The sequence below is a fragment of the Flavobacterium sp. ALD4 genome (genome assembly GCF_002836475.1).
Classification (GTDB): Bacteria; Bacteroidota; Bacteroidia; order Flavobacteriales; family Flavobacteriaceae; genus Flavobacterium.
Map to the genome: position 1 here is coordinate 169,880 of NZ_PJBJ01000028.1, position 13,725 is coordinate 183,604.

The 13,725-nt window shown below is 34.6% G+C and carries 13 protein-coding genes; 10 read left to right on the plus strand and 3 right to left on the minus strand.

What is annotated here, in order from left to right:
* Position 1 precedes the first annotated feature (1 nt).
* From CXF59_RS07205 to CXF59_RS07240, 8 genes are all read left to right on the plus strand, one after another.
* Positions 2 to 1,063 (plus strand): hypothetical protein, encoded by a 1,062-nt coding sequence (locus CXF59_RS07205; protein WP_101137149.1) that lies wholly within the window; start codon positions 2 to 4, stop codon positions 1,061 to 1,063.
* Complete coding sequence (locus tag CXF59_RS07210) at positions 1,041 to 2,000, plus strand: hypothetical protein (protein WP_101137150.1); 960 nt, start codon at positions 1,041 to 1,043, stop codon at positions 1,998 to 2,000. Before CXF59_RS07205 ends, CXF59_RS07210 begins: the two co-directional genes overlap by 23 nt.
* Before the next feature lie 7 nt (positions 2,001 to 2,007).
* Complete coding sequence (locus CXF59_RS07215) at positions 2,008 to 3,156, plus strand: glycosyltransferase family 4 protein (protein ID WP_101137151.1); 1,149 nt, start codon at positions 2,008 to 2,010, stop codon at positions 3,154 to 3,156.
* 3 nt (positions 3,157 to 3,159) lie between these two features.
* A complete protein-coding gene (locus CXF59_RS07220) occupies positions 3,160 to 3,714 on the plus strand; it encodes a serine O-acetyltransferase (RefSeq protein ID WP_101137152.1) in 555 nt (184 codons plus the stop codon).
* Positions 3,714 to 4,829, plus strand: coding sequence for a glycosyltransferase family 4 protein (locus CXF59_RS07225; protein WP_101137153.1), 1,116 nt, complete (start codon positions 3,714 to 3,716; stop codon positions 4,827 to 4,829). Before CXF59_RS07220 ends, CXF59_RS07225 begins: the two co-directional genes overlap by 1 nt.
* The gene (locus CXF59_RS07230; RefSeq protein WP_101137154.1) at positions 4,829 to 5,905 is read left to right on the plus strand and encodes a glycosyltransferase; all 1,077 of its coding nucleotides are present in this window, start codon (positions 4,829 to 4,831) and stop codon (positions 5,903 to 5,905) included. The genes CXF59_RS07225 and CXF59_RS07230 overlap by 1 nt, the downstream gene beginning before the upstream one ends.
* 6 nt (positions 5,906 to 5,911) lie before the next feature.
* Positions 5,912 to 7,258 carry an O-antigen ligase gene (locus tag CXF59_RS07235; RefSeq protein WP_101137155.1) on the plus strand — a complete coding sequence of 449 codons (1,347 nt, stop codon included), beginning with the start codon at positions 5,912 to 5,914 and terminating at the stop codon, positions 7,256 to 7,258.
* Positions 7,259 to 7,491: 233 nt separating this feature from the next.
* Positions 7,492 to 8,886 (plus strand): sugar transferase, encoded by a 1,395-nt coding sequence (locus CXF59_RS07240; RefSeq protein WP_198554649.1) that lies wholly within the window; start codon positions 7,492 to 7,494, stop codon positions 8,884 to 8,886.
* Positions 8,887 to 9,262: 376 nt separating this feature from the next.
* On the opposite strand, the gene CXF59_RS07245 is transcribed toward CXF59_RS07240, so the two are convergent.
* Together CXF59_RS07245 and CXF59_RS07250 are read right to left on the minus strand one after the other, a co-directional pair.
* Positions 9,263 to 10,402: a DUF4105 domain-containing protein gene (locus CXF59_RS07245; protein ID WP_101137156.1), complete on the minus strand. Its 1,140-nt coding sequence runs from the start codon at positions 10,400 to 10,402 to the stop codon at positions 9,263 to 9,265.
* Positions 10,403 to 10,616: 214 nt separating this feature from the next.
* Entirely contained in the window at positions 10,617 to 11,603 is a 987-nt protein-coding gene (locus CXF59_RS07250) for a PorV/PorQ family protein (RefSeq protein WP_101137246.1), read from the minus strand.
* 278 nt (positions 11,604 to 11,881) lie between these two features.
* Between CXF59_RS07250 and CXF59_RS07255 the strand changes: the two genes are divergently transcribed.
* Positions 11,882 to 12,607 (plus strand): phosphatidylcholine/phosphatidylserine synthase, encoded by a 726-nt coding sequence (locus CXF59_RS07255; protein ID WP_101137157.1) that lies wholly within the window; start codon positions 11,882 to 11,884, stop codon positions 12,605 to 12,607.
* Positions 12,588 to 13,448 (plus strand): glycoside hydrolase family 25 protein, encoded by an 861-nt coding sequence (locus tag CXF59_RS07260; protein WP_101137158.1) that lies wholly within the window; start codon positions 12,588 to 12,590, stop codon positions 13,446 to 13,448. Before CXF59_RS07255 ends, CXF59_RS07260 begins: the two co-directional genes overlap by 20 nt.
* A gap of 30 nt (positions 13,449 to 13,478) precedes the next feature.
* Here CXF59_RS07260 and CXF59_RS07265 read toward each other — a convergent pair whose 3' ends face one another.
* Complete coding sequence (locus CXF59_RS07265; protein ID WP_101137159.1) at positions 13,479 to 13,706, minus strand: DUF5808 domain-containing protein; 228 nt, start codon at positions 13,704 to 13,706, stop codon at positions 13,479 to 13,481.
* Positions 13,707 to 13,725: the final 19 nt, after the last annotated feature.

The window sequence follows — 13,725 nt, forward strand, 5'->3', positions numbered from 1 at the left end:
GATGATAAAATTGTATACAGGCAACGTTTACGATGCTTTACAGGACACCAGTTATACTCACCCTTTATTGCAGTTTTTATTTCAGGGATTTAAAAAGTTAACTCCACTTTATGAATTAAAAGATAGTTTAGAAAATGCTGATATAGCGATTTTACCCTTAGCAGTTGAGTATTTTCAAACAAGAGACCAGAAGAATTATCTTAAGTCGTTTATTTCATCAGCTTTAGAAAATAATAAACCAGTTTTGCTTTTTTCTACTGGTGATTTTGGAACAACAATTAAAAGGAAGAACTTATTTACATTACGATTAGGAGGTTTTGATAGTAAGCTAGATGGTCAAACCGAAATTATGTCTCCTTTTTTTGAAGATCCATTATTGTTTTTAAATAAGGAATTTAAAGTCCTTTCTAAAACAGTATCACCTCGTATTGGATTTGTAGGTCATGCCAATGGAGGGGCATTAAAATTTATAAAAGAGTTTGTGTTATTTGTTAGAGGAAACGCGATAAGAGTTATTGGGAATGATTCTACTGATTATCAACATTTTTATCCATCGAGTTATTATCGGCAGTTTTATTTGAAAAGGATTCAGAGTAATAAAGAAATAGTTGCTAATTTTATATTCAGAAAAAAGTATCGAGCAGGTGTAGTGACAGAACAGGATAAAAGAGTAACTTCTATTGCTTTTTATGATAATATTTATGAAAACCAATATGTTTTTTGCATGCGTGGGAATGGTAATTTCTCAGTGCGTTTTTACGAAACCTTAGCAATGGGGAGAATTCCTATAGTAATTAATACGGATTGTAGATTACCCTTTACTAGCCAAATAAATTGGAAGGAACATTGTTTAATCATAGAAAAGCATGAAATAGGTATTGTTGTAGAAAAAATAATGGAGTTTCATAATGCATTGACAGATGACCACTTCGAACTACTGCAGAAAAGAAATAGGTTGTTATGGCAAGATTATTTTACAAAAGAAAGTTATTTTGTGCACTATGCCAAAATAATACAAGAACAGTGTCTAACTGATAGGGATGATAAAAAAAATAAAAAATAAAGGCCGAGTAATAGTTAATAAAAGTCGAATAGGATTTCGCTATTTGTCAGTTTTTAAAAAACCGATAGTAACTCCCAAGCCAAGAATTATTTTTTTTTGTGATGGTTTGTTTTCACATGGAGGGCTATTGGATCGGATTAAAGGGATCATTTCATTTTATGAAGCAGCTAAAATTTTGGAATACGACTTTTTTATTTATTTCAACCATCCCTTTGAGCTCAATGAGTTTTTACTGCCAAATGAGGTTTCTTGGAATATAGATAAGAGAGAAATGAATTTTAGTGTTTTTGACTCTAAAGTTATCTATGGGATGAATGATTTTAATTTTAATCCCTTGGATGAAATAAAAAAATCAAAAGTTCAAAATTATCTAGTGTATGCTAATATAGATTATTTACCTACTCTTTATAAAAATAACACTCAAAAGGAGAATGAAAGATTGTGGAGGACTAATTTTACTGAATTATTTGTCAAAAGTATAGTTTTAGAAAATGAATTAATAACTTTACCTTCTCTTAAAAGACTAGTGTTTCATCTACGTTTTACAAGTTTGATGGGAGATTTTAAAGACACGACTCAAAACATTCTTAATTTAGAAGAAAGAATCCTTTTGATAGGGGAGATTATGCTACAAATAAATGAAAAGGTAGGAGATTGCCCTAGCGAGTTAGTTTATGTAGTTTCGGATAGTAGTTTTTTTTTAGATTACATAAAAGAGTATACAAAATTTAATGTTTTACCCGGAAAACCAATACATGTAGATTTTAGCAATAATGACGTTATTAGTAATCAATCTCATTTAAAAACATTTTTAGACTTTTTTTTCATTTCAGAATGCGATTGTATTGTTATGATACGCTTAGATTTGATGTATTACAGTAGCTTTTCGAGGTATGCGGCCATTTTAGGAGACAAACCATTTTCAATTATTCAATAAAATAGATATGCATATTTGTTATTTGACGGATGAATACCCTAAAGCAGGATATCCACATGGAGGTATAGGTAGTTTTGTTAAAACAATAGCTGGTGCGTTAGTAGAGTTTGGGTATCAAGTAAGTGTTATCGGTATTAATTATACGGAAGTTGACGAGGAAGTTATAGAAGAAGGAGTTAAAATTTATCGATTAAAGAGGGAACAAAAGAAAGGTTTAACTTGGTGGCATAATTTTAGTAGAATCAATAAAAAAATTAATCAAATTCACAAATTACAACCAATTCAAATTATTGAAACTTCCGAGCTTGGACTTGCTTTTTTAGAAAAAAGAAAAGAGATTAAGTATGTGATTCGCTTGCATGGCGGCCATCATTTTTTTTCGGAATCAGAAAATCGTAAAGTTGATGTTTGGAAAGGTTGGCAAGAAAAAAGATCTTTTAAAAAAACAGACGCTTTTATTGCTGTTTCCAACTATGTAAAGACTCACACTGAGAAATATTTAAGTTATGGAAACAAAAGGGTAGCGTTGATTTCATATCCTATCAATACGAATTTGTTTCAACCAATGGCAACTGATATTGTACAGCATCAAATCGTTTTTGCAGGTACAGTTTGTAAAAAGAAAGGTATAGTGGAACTTGTTCGAGCATTTGCAATTGTAAAAGAACAATTTCCTAAGGCTAGTTTGGTTATTTACGGTAGAGATTGGTTTTTTCCTAATGGAGAATCTTTTATTGAAATGCTAAAAGAAAAAGAACTTTGTAAATTGGGGTCAATTGCGGACTCTATTGCTTTTTTCGGACCAGTTGGGTACGAAAATATTCCGCTCAAATATGCTCAGGCTGAAGTTTGTGTTTTTCCATCCCATATGGAAACACAAGGGCTTGTTGCTCCTGAAGCAATGGCTATGGGTAAAACGGTTGTTTTTACAAAGTTAGGACCAGGGAAAGAAACTATTGTAGATTTTGAAACGGGTTTGCTTTGTGATCCACACGTTCCCGAGGATATAGCTAAAAAAATAATTTGGACTTTTGAAAATAATTTGCAATCACTTGAGATTGGGAATAGCGCAAAAGATTTTGTAATTAAAAAATATGGGCTAGAAACAATCATACAAAAGAATATAAATTTTTATAGATCTCTATTAGGGAAGTAGCTCATGACAGTATTTCAATTGATAAATTCGGATTATAAAAAGCATAAAAAATACGGAGGCAGTTTTGGTTCTATTGTTTTTTTTACTCAAGGGTTTTGGGCTGCCTTTCAATATCGAATAGCTTATTTTGTTTATAAAAAAGTACAAATTCCTGTTTTGCGTCAATTATTACGTTTTTGTTGTTTATTATGGCAGAAAATAATTGAAATAGCGACTGGTATTTCTATACCAGCCTCGGCTGTAATTGGTCATTCATTTTATATTGGTCATTTTGGTGGTGTCATCATTAATTCAGAATCCATAATTGGAAATAATTGTAATGTAGCTCAAGGTGTAACCATTGGGATATCAGGAGAAGACAGTAAAAGAGGTGTTCCTGAAATTGGGGATAACGTATTTATTGGTGTTAATGCGGTTGTTGTGGGCAAAATACTAATTGGCAATAATGTTGTTATTGGAGCTTGCTCGATGGTAAATTCTTCTATCGAAGATGACGCAGTTGTACTCGGTGTTCCAGGGATAGTTATTTCGACAAAAGGATCTAAAGGATATATTTAATGAAGTTAGTAATTATTTCATCGGCCCCATTTATATATAAGCAAAATTGCGTTTTTGGTTATAGTCCCTATATTGACGAATTGATTATCTGGCAAAAACATGTTGATCAGATCGTGTTTTGTTGCCCTACATGGGGTGATGATCGTGGCCTTTTAGTTACTGAAATCCCATTTAAAATTGAAAAACATTATCAATTAAGTGATTTTAATTTAAATACATTATTTAATGGTTTAAAAGCTTTTTTTTATTCTCTGAGTAATCTTTTTGTTTTATATCAAGCGATGCGAAAAGCAGATCATATTCATTTACGCTGTCCAGGTAATATAGGACTACTTGGTTGTATTGTACAAATACTATTTCCTAAAACTCCCAAATCGACTAAGTATGCTGGGAATTGGGATCCAAAAGCGAAACAACCTTGGACTTATCAATTGCAAAAGTGGATTGTTAGTAATTCTTTTCTAACTCGAAACATGCAAGTTTTAGTGTATGGTGAATGGGGAGGAAGCAGTAAAAATATCAACCCTTTTTTTACCGCAACCTACAGAGAGGCTGAGATAGTTTCTGCGCTTTCTAGAAATTGGAATAATACAATTTGTTTTGTTTTTGTAGGTACATTAGTCATCGGAAAAAATCCTTTATACGCTGTTCAATTGGTAGAGCAGTTTTATAAGAGCGGCTATGATGTTCAATTGACATTGTATGGAGACGGGGTTTTAAGACAGAGTTTAGAACAGTATATTGTACAGCATGATTTGGAGAGTGTTGTGATGTTGAAAGGGAATCAGTCTAAAGAAACAATAAAAAATAAATACCAAGATAGTCATTTTGTCGTTTTACCGTCAGATAGTGAAGGTTGGCCAAAAGTGGTGGCTGAAGGTATGTTTTGGGGTTGTATTCCTCTGTCGACTCCGGTTTCGTGTGTACCGTTTATGTTAGATTATGGAAGCCGAGGAGTTCTGTTGGAAATGGATTTAGAAAAAGATTGTAGTCAAATAGAGATGTTATTGAGTTCACCTTCACGATTAGCAATGATGGGGGAGAATGGAACGGTCTGGTCTAGAAAATATACTGTCGAGTTTTTTGAGAGTGAAATAAAAAAAATACTGGATTGATGAGAGTTTTGCAATTAATAGATTCTTTAGCAGTAGGTGGTGCAGAGCGAATGGCTGTGAACTATGCTAATGGTTTGTCTGAAAGGATTGGTCTTTCAGCATTGGTTGCAACTAGGGAAGAAGGGGTGTTGAAAAGTCAACTAAACAATCAGATTTCTTATTTGTTTTTGAATCGGAAAAACACTTTGGATTATAGGGCTCTTTTGAGATTGAAAGCTTTTGTAAAGGAAAATAAAATTGCTACTATACATGCACACGGAACTTCCTTTTTTATTGCTTTTTTACTAAAAATAATTTATCCTCGAATTAGAATTATATGGCATGAACATTATGGAGGTCGGGTAGAACAATCACTTTTGTCAAATTGGATACTGTTTATTTGTACGCGATTTTTCGAATCCATTTTTGTAGTAAACTTGCAACTAGAGCAGTGGGTAAAAAAAACATTATGTTTTAAGAACGTGTTTTTCATTCCGAATTTTGCAACTATAAATGAAGACGTTATTAAGACAACTTTTTTGCAAGGAGAAGTTGGTAAACGTGTTGTGCTTTTGGCGAATTTAAAAAAACCGAAAAATCATATGGCTATCTTAAGTGCATTTCAAGAATTGCAACTGCAACGATTGGGTTGGAGTTTGCATTGTGTTGGGAAGATTTATAATGATCGTTATTCGGATGATATTAAAGAGTACATTTCAAATAATGAACTAGAAGATAGCATTTTTTTAATAGATGTTAGAAACGATATTTCTCACATATTATCACAAGCCACAATTGGAGTTTTAGTCTCTACAGCAGAAGGGTTCCCTGTTTCTTTGCTAGAATATGGCTTAGCTAAATTAGCGGTGGTTTCTACTAATGTTGGCTATTGTTCTGAAGTTATTAATGAGGGCGTAAATGGATTATTATTCAATCCTACTAACCCGAACGAGTTAGAATGTCAACTAAGTAAAATAATAGATGAACCGGTTAGTAGTCGGATGCAGTTTGGTTTAAATTTGCAAAAACTTGTGAAAGAGCGATATTTAGAAGAGAATATAATAACTACTTTATTTTTACATTATAGAAGAAAATAATCAAAAATGATTAAAGAAGATTTTACTTATTTGAATATGGTTTTCTTGCACGTTGCGATTGGTGCAACGGTGCAGTTTATTCCCTTTATTTCTATTTTTTTAGGGTATGGAATGTATTTTTTTTGGATTATATACATCATCAAGAAGCAAAATAGAAATAATGAAGTACTTATAGCAGCAGCTTATATTGTAGGGAGTGAGGTTTTTTTAAGGATGACAGGAGGGAATCCTTTATACGAGATTACAAAATACGGGGTAATTATTTTTCTTTTAATTGGGATGTATTATAAAGGGATATCGAGAGGAGTAATTCCATATTGGATTTTTTTGTTGTTGTTGGTCCCTGGCTTAGTATTGTCTACATCTGTTTTGAGTTTTGAATCTAACATGAGGACCACAATCATGTTTAATATCTCTGGTCCTGTGTGTTTGGGAATTGCATCTTTATATACTTTTAGGCGTAAAATTTCATTAGAAAATACAAATGATATTTTATTAGCGATGGGGTTGCCGATAGTTACTTGTATGACTTATGTTTTTATTCATGCTCCGAGTACTAGAGAAATAATAACAGGTACCAGCTCGAGTTCAGCAGCGTCAGGTGGGTTTGGTCCAAATCAGGTAGCTACGATATTTGGGCTGGGAATGTTTGTTTTTTTTTCCAGAATCATTTTATCCTCAAAAACGAGTTTTCAAGTAGTGCTTAATGCGATTTTGGCACTTTGTATCGGTTACAGAGGATTGGTAACGTTTTCAAGAGGAGGAATGATTACAGGAATTCTAATGCTTGGCTTATTGTTATTGTTTTTATATCAAAAATCAAATTTTAAAGGCCGTGTAAAATTGAGTTATATTATGATCCTTATTGGATTTACGCTATCTGTTGGATGGATTTTCACCGTTTCGCAAACAAGTGGATTAATTAATAATCGATATGCCAATCAAAATGCTAATGGAGAACAAAAAGAAAGTAAATTTACAGGTCGAGAAGATATTGCCATGGATGAGATTGATTTGTTTTTGCAAAACCCTATTTTTGGGGTAGGAGTCGGCAGAGGATATGAGCTTAGAACGATTTCAACTGGAGATGATGTTTTGTCTCACGATGAAATTACACGAATGCTTGCGGAGCATGGTTCTTTCGGTGTTTTAGGCTTGTTAATTCTTATAGTTACTCCACTAGTTTTGTATTTAGAAAATAAGTTCAATATGTTTTTGTTGTGTTTTGTAGTTTTTTGGTTTTTGACGATTAACCATGCAGCTATGAGACTGGCCGTACCCGCTTTTGTGTATTCGTTGTCTTTATTGAACTTGCAGTTAGGGAGCCCTGAGAAATTGAAAGAAGAAGAGTGATGAGTATTTAGCAATCAGTGTTCAGTATTCAGAGATCAATGTTTTTAACACGACCCTAAAGGGAGTTAGAATGTAGCGTACATTCTCCATATTTTGCTCTACAGTATAGTTGTTTCTCCATTATTACAGAGATTCGGTATTTAAATAAAAAAGAAGCTTCTTAAAATATTTAACATTTTTTAGAATGACATGAGCTCAAAAGCACTAAATTGCGAGGATAATCTATAAAAGTAATGTCCAATAAAAAAATGCATTTTGAAATCTCAGAACGGAAAATGATTCTTCGTTTCTTTGATGTTTTGTTTGTTTTGGCAGCTTTGTACTCGATAGGTAATGGCTTCGATTTGGACTATTTGCAAGCCTCTGTTTCCAATTTTTATGTGGTGCTAGTTCTGGCCATCTATATCAATGTTTTTGGAGCTATTTTCGAGATGTACGACCTTCAAGTAGCTAGCAATGAATTCCAAATTTTAAAAAGCACTTTGCTTACCGTGTCTACCACCGTCTTGGTATATTTGCTAACTCCGGTTTTTTCACCAGAATTGCCTAAGAATCGGCTTCAGATTCTGGCGTTTTATGTTGTTGTATTTGTAACCCTAATTTTATGGAGGCTGTTTTATGTTCGCTTTCTGGCGAGCAATCGCTTTCTTCAGAACGCCGTTTTGATTTGCGACCGGGAGCAAGTGGAAGAATTGATTCTGGGACTGGAAAGCATTGACCCACATTATAAAATAATTGGCTATGTGAGTGCTGATACCACGAAAAGCATTGACTTGAAGCACCATCATTATGTGGAGCCCATAAACAAAAATGATTTGGCTTCATTTGTCAAAAAAAATGGCGTTTCCGAAATTGTGATTGCTTCTCAGGAGACAGCCGGGATTACCGCTGAACTGTACCAGCAATTGATTCAGATGCTGGAATCCGGAAAGCTGATTCGGGAATACACGCAGGTTTATGAAAGTAAGACCCATCGCATACCAGTACAATACATTGAAAGGGATTTTTATCGTTTTTTTCCATTTAGCCGGAACAATCATAATAAATTATATTTATCAATTGTTCGGATTATTGAAATAGGGCTATCATTACTTGGTTTGGTTTTTTGTGTGGTTTTTATGCCCTTTATCGTAGTGGGAAATGCCATTGATAATAGAGGGAAATTATTCTACACGCAAGAGCGCGTCGGTAAGGATGGGGAGGTGTTCTCCATATGGAAATTCAGGAGTATGAAGAATGATTCCGAAAGTAATGGAGCTGTTTTTTCCACAAACGGCGATACCAGAGTAACCGCATTTGGAAAATTTATGCGTAAAACCCGCATCGACGAGTTTCCCCAATTCCTTAATGTATTGAAGGGCGATATGGCGGTGGTGGGACCGCGTCCCGAGCGTCCTTTTTTTGTAAAAGAAATTTCAGAAGTAATGCCGTTTTATGAGACCAGGCATATTATAAAACCGGGACTTACCGGTTGGGCACAGGTCAATTATTCCTATGGAGCATCGATTGATGACAGCCTGATTAAACTGCAATACGACCTGTATTATATCAAACACAGAAGCTTTTATTTGGATTTGAATATTGCGCTAAAAACCATTACAACGGTATTGTTTTACAGAGGGCAGTAACAAGACAATGGCAATGGTAAAAAGCAATGTCAATTGCAATTTCAAGAATCAATTGGTTTAAAACAGTTGATTTAATTTAAAAATAGGTCCGAATTTTTCTTTAAAAATCATTTGAAATGTTCTTGATGTAATTTTAAAATAGCAAACGCAATTTTATAAATCACTAGAACTGACGGATTGGCTCTTCAATCTAAGACAAAAGCTCTTGCTGCATTTCGGGTAGTTTTTTGATCACCCATTTCCTTTCAAAACCACAGTCGTCACTTTGAGTGTTTCAACAGTTTTATTTTGAAATGTATCGAGAAGGCTTAGCATAGATACTATTCCCCGAAATAGTTATTGGATAAATTGAACTACCCTTTTTGGGTTACTTTATTTAAATAATAATCGGAAGCTTCTTTTTGTTTTTCAGTGCTAATTTTACCAATACCACGCCAGTCGTAATAATGAGAGGGGATACAATCAGTAAATGGGCTTTGTTCATCATCATAAATAAGTACACCACTAAGCAAAGCAGGTTGAACAAAGAGCCGTTGTAGATCCATTTCTTTTTATCTGTATACCAAAAATAAAGCATCACCAGTAAGGCGGGGTTGAATAACAAGATGTTGTAATTGTATGCCAATTCGTGATGACTTGAATAAAACCCGACAAACAAAAAGAACAACCCTAATATTCCCATTAGTAAAAGGTAGATTTGGTTTATTATTTTGCGATTCATAAAGAGAATGAATCCAAGAAGAAGTCCATACGCATAGAAATTATTCCACCAAGAGCTAGGAGCGGGTTCATTAAAAGCAAGAAGGGTTTTGTTTTCCTTGGCGAGCAACTGCTTGTCGAATTTTACTGTCTTTAAACTTTTGTTCAATTCGAAGGGTAAAAAGATTTTTGTGCCTAATTGATCGACCTTTTTTCCGAAAATAATACTGGTTCCCAGTTTTTCATAAAAGTGACCATCAAAATAAGGATAGAGGATGGTTCTGTAGCTGATGTCAGTATCAGTATTTTTTACGATAGCGGTGGTATCTAATGTTTTATTGATAATATCCACTACCATGGAGGTGCAGTTTTTATCGATAAATTTATAGGTGTAATGACTTTCTCCCGAAGCCAGAGAAGTATTCAGGTTATCAAATAGCTTTTGTTTAAGACTATCGGGAATATGTAGTTCTTGCTCGTAAACGGATCGTCTTTCATAGGTATAGTCGTTTATGAAATCAGTGTACGGATGTGCAACGGCAAAATACTGCAGGTCTCCTTTGGTGAATTTAGCGACAAAGTTAGGCGTATTAAAGTCAAAAGCACCATAATTATAAACCAGATCGATAAATTGACTAGGGTCGCTAATTCGGATTGCCGTATGTCCAAAAAGGGAATAGGATTCATTTCCGATTCCGCATGTCAATACACTGACACGCGCGTTTTCTGACAATATCGGGCTTTGTGCAAAGCCATAGTTTATTGTGGCAATGAGCAGCAAAGAGAAAACTATTTTTTTTAATAATGAGGAATTCATTAGGTATACTGTTATGATAAATGTTGTGACTATTTTTTAACTAAATCGGATTTTACAATGATACATCTTAAAAAGCGTAATACTCGAACAGCTGTTTTTAATGCTCTGTTTTCTCTACTCTATGGCGTTCAAAATGAATGTACTACGCGCGCCTCTTAATTTGCTTTGTGAATCTTTGTGTAATAGTATTTTTTAAAATTATTGATTAAGTTGATTAATTCCTAAAAAGCGATAAATCCACTTTTAACGTAAATATATTCGAATACAAAGCGGCGCTTTGATTCCCTAAATCAGTTAAGGCATAATCCACCTGGATGCCTTTGTATTTGAAACCCAATCCGATATTGGGTTGGAAGCCTACTTTTTCTGTGTTGTCCAGTTGCTCAATGTTTTGGAAATTGCCCACTCCCGCACGCACAAAAACAAGATCCGTATATCCAAATTCGAATCCTAAAGCAGGATTAACACTGAAAAAATCAGTCGAAATCAAATCATTGGTTTTGGCGAAGCGCATATTGACATTGGCTGCAGCCATAATACTGTAATCATAGCGTATGATAAACTTTTTAGAGAGTCCCAGTTGTACTTTTGGAGCTGTGATCTCCGTGCTTTCGGGGAGTTCTTGATTTTGTCCCGGTACTGCATCTGCAATTTTTTGGTATTCCTTCTCATCGATATTCCATACATTATAGGTGGTAGTGATGTCGCGAACCATTAATCCGAATTTCCAATCCTTTTTTTCAAATTGAAGTCCGACATCAAATCCAAATCCCCAGGAATCGGCAAATTTACCTATAATCCTTCTTATTATTTTTGCATTGACTCCATATTGAAATCCGGGAACGGGTAGTTTTCGAGCATAAGAAAAGGTGAAACCATAATCAGCCGTAGAAAAAAGACTGATGCGATTGTAATCAATGTTTCCCTGACTGTCTATCAACTCTGTGGTGTTCAAAATCTCATCGACCCCAAAACGGATTAGGGAAATACCCCAGGCACTGCGGTCGTCAATAGGACTTGCATACCCTATGTAATCGTATTGGGCTATATTTGCAAAATAATTGGCGTGCATCAATGACAATTGATGGTCTTCTAAATGGATTAGTCCTGCAGGGTTCCAGTAGCCCGAATTCACATCGGCAGTCGAAGCCGTAACTGCGTTTGCCATCCCTAAGGCTGCCGCATCGACTCCAATATTCATAAACTCATTAGAATATTTTCTAACGGCTTGTCCGTAATTTACGGTACAAACCAAAGGCAATAAAAAGAATTGATTTATTTTCAATCGTATCGTTTTTTACTAACCCAAAGTGGGATTTAATTTTTATCAAAAATATAGTATTTTGCTGAGCTTAGTTCGTTGTTTCACTAAATAAATAGGATTGGCAATTGTACTGTTAATAATCTCTATAAAAAACGGGGGTTCAATTCACTTATTATATTAAATTTGTCAGCGAAGACTTTAAATTTCAATTTGCGATGAACATTAAAAAACACATTCCTAATTCAATAACATTACTTAATCTGCTGTGTGGCTGTATTGCGATGGTCTTTGTGACTAACGCAGATTTCGAAATGGCTTTTTATTTTGTATGTCTTGGAATCTTTTTAGATTTTTTTGATGGTTTTTTTGCCCGATTATTGAAAGTTTCAGGCCCGCTGGGTTTAGAGTTGGATTCCTTAGCTGATATGGTGACCAGTGGAGTCGTACCTGGATATGTGATGTTTTTCATGCTTTCCAACAGCCAACATGAAATTTCAACACACTTCATGCTGCCTTTTCTCGGATTTATCATCACGATGGGTTCTTGTTACCGTTTGGCTGTATTTAATATCGATACCCGTCAGACGAATTCATTCATTGGTTTGCCAACGCCTGCTAATGCGCTGTTTATTTTAAGTTTACCGCTAGTATTAAAATATTCGGATTCCTTAATTGTTCTCGAAATCCTGACAAATCAATGGGTTTTGTTGGTGATCACACTCTTTAGTGCTTACATTTTGAATGCGGAGATCCCATTATTTTCTTTGAAGATTAAAAAGTTTAATTTTAAGGATAATGCACTCCAAATTGGCTTTTTGTTTCTTTCCTTTTTGTTGTTGGTTTTTTTCCAATATGCAGGAATTCCATTTGTAATCATTGGGTATGTACTACTCTCAATAGTGAGCAATAAGTTTTTATTAGATGGGAAAAAAAAGCGTTAAAAGAATGCCACCTGTAAGACGCAGGGCTAAAAAGAAAGCTTCTTTTTTTTCTGGGAAAGTGTTGCGGGTTACAATACTTGCTTTTTTTATACTACTTGTTTTTGGACTAAGCTATTATTACCGAAATGGCCTGGCCTATTATTTTAGTTTTAAATCAAATAAGGTTTTACAGCAGGAAGAAGATAAGCGTATTTCAGATGTTCGAAATTACCAAGTTTTAGATAAACATGCAGGAAAAGCAATTGGATTAGATGTTTCTGAATACCAGGGGAAAATCAGTTGGGTTGATGTGGATACCTTGGAAAATAAATATCCCGTACACTTTGTTTTCATTCGGGCCACCGTGGGTAATGACCGATTGGACAAGCAATTTGATGAAAATTGGCTTGGCGCCAAAAAAAACAACCTCATTCGGGGAGCCTATCATTATTATCGTCCTAACGAAAATTCACTAGAACAGGCGGCTCTTTTTATTAAAACGGTTTCTTTGAAAAAAGGGGATTTGCCTCCGGTTTTAGATATTGAAAGACTTCCTGAAAACCAGTCCGTGGACCGACTGAAAATCGGATTAAAAAGATGGTTGAAAGCGGTGGAGGAGCATTACAAGGTAAAGCCTATTATCTATACTGGCGAAAGGTATTATGATGATTTTTTAAAAGAAGAATTCAGTGATTATCTTTTTTGGATCGCCAATTATAATTTTTACCGGGAAAATATACAGGAAGATTGGTTGTTTTGGCAATTCACGGAAAAAGCTTCGGTGTCAGGAATAAAAGGCAGCGTAGATGTGAATATCTACAATGGAGATGTGCAGCAGTTGCGGTTTATTACTATTGAATAACTTCTAACAGTGATGCGTTATCTTGACTGTTTACTTGGAGAAAAAAACCAGCCCAATTATTAGAATCGTTACGATCACAAATACGGCGATTGAAATAGAATTGGCAAAATTAACCGTCCAACCAGCCCAGGCTATTCTTTTGGGAGGTAATATGCGTTTGTCTTCTTTGTTGTAATAAAAGATACCAAGCTTCCAATTATCAGGGTCTTTGTGCCATTTCTCTAAAGTGGCTTTACTGGGTTTTTCTTTTTGGCTCATGAAGCAGACTAGTTTAAGT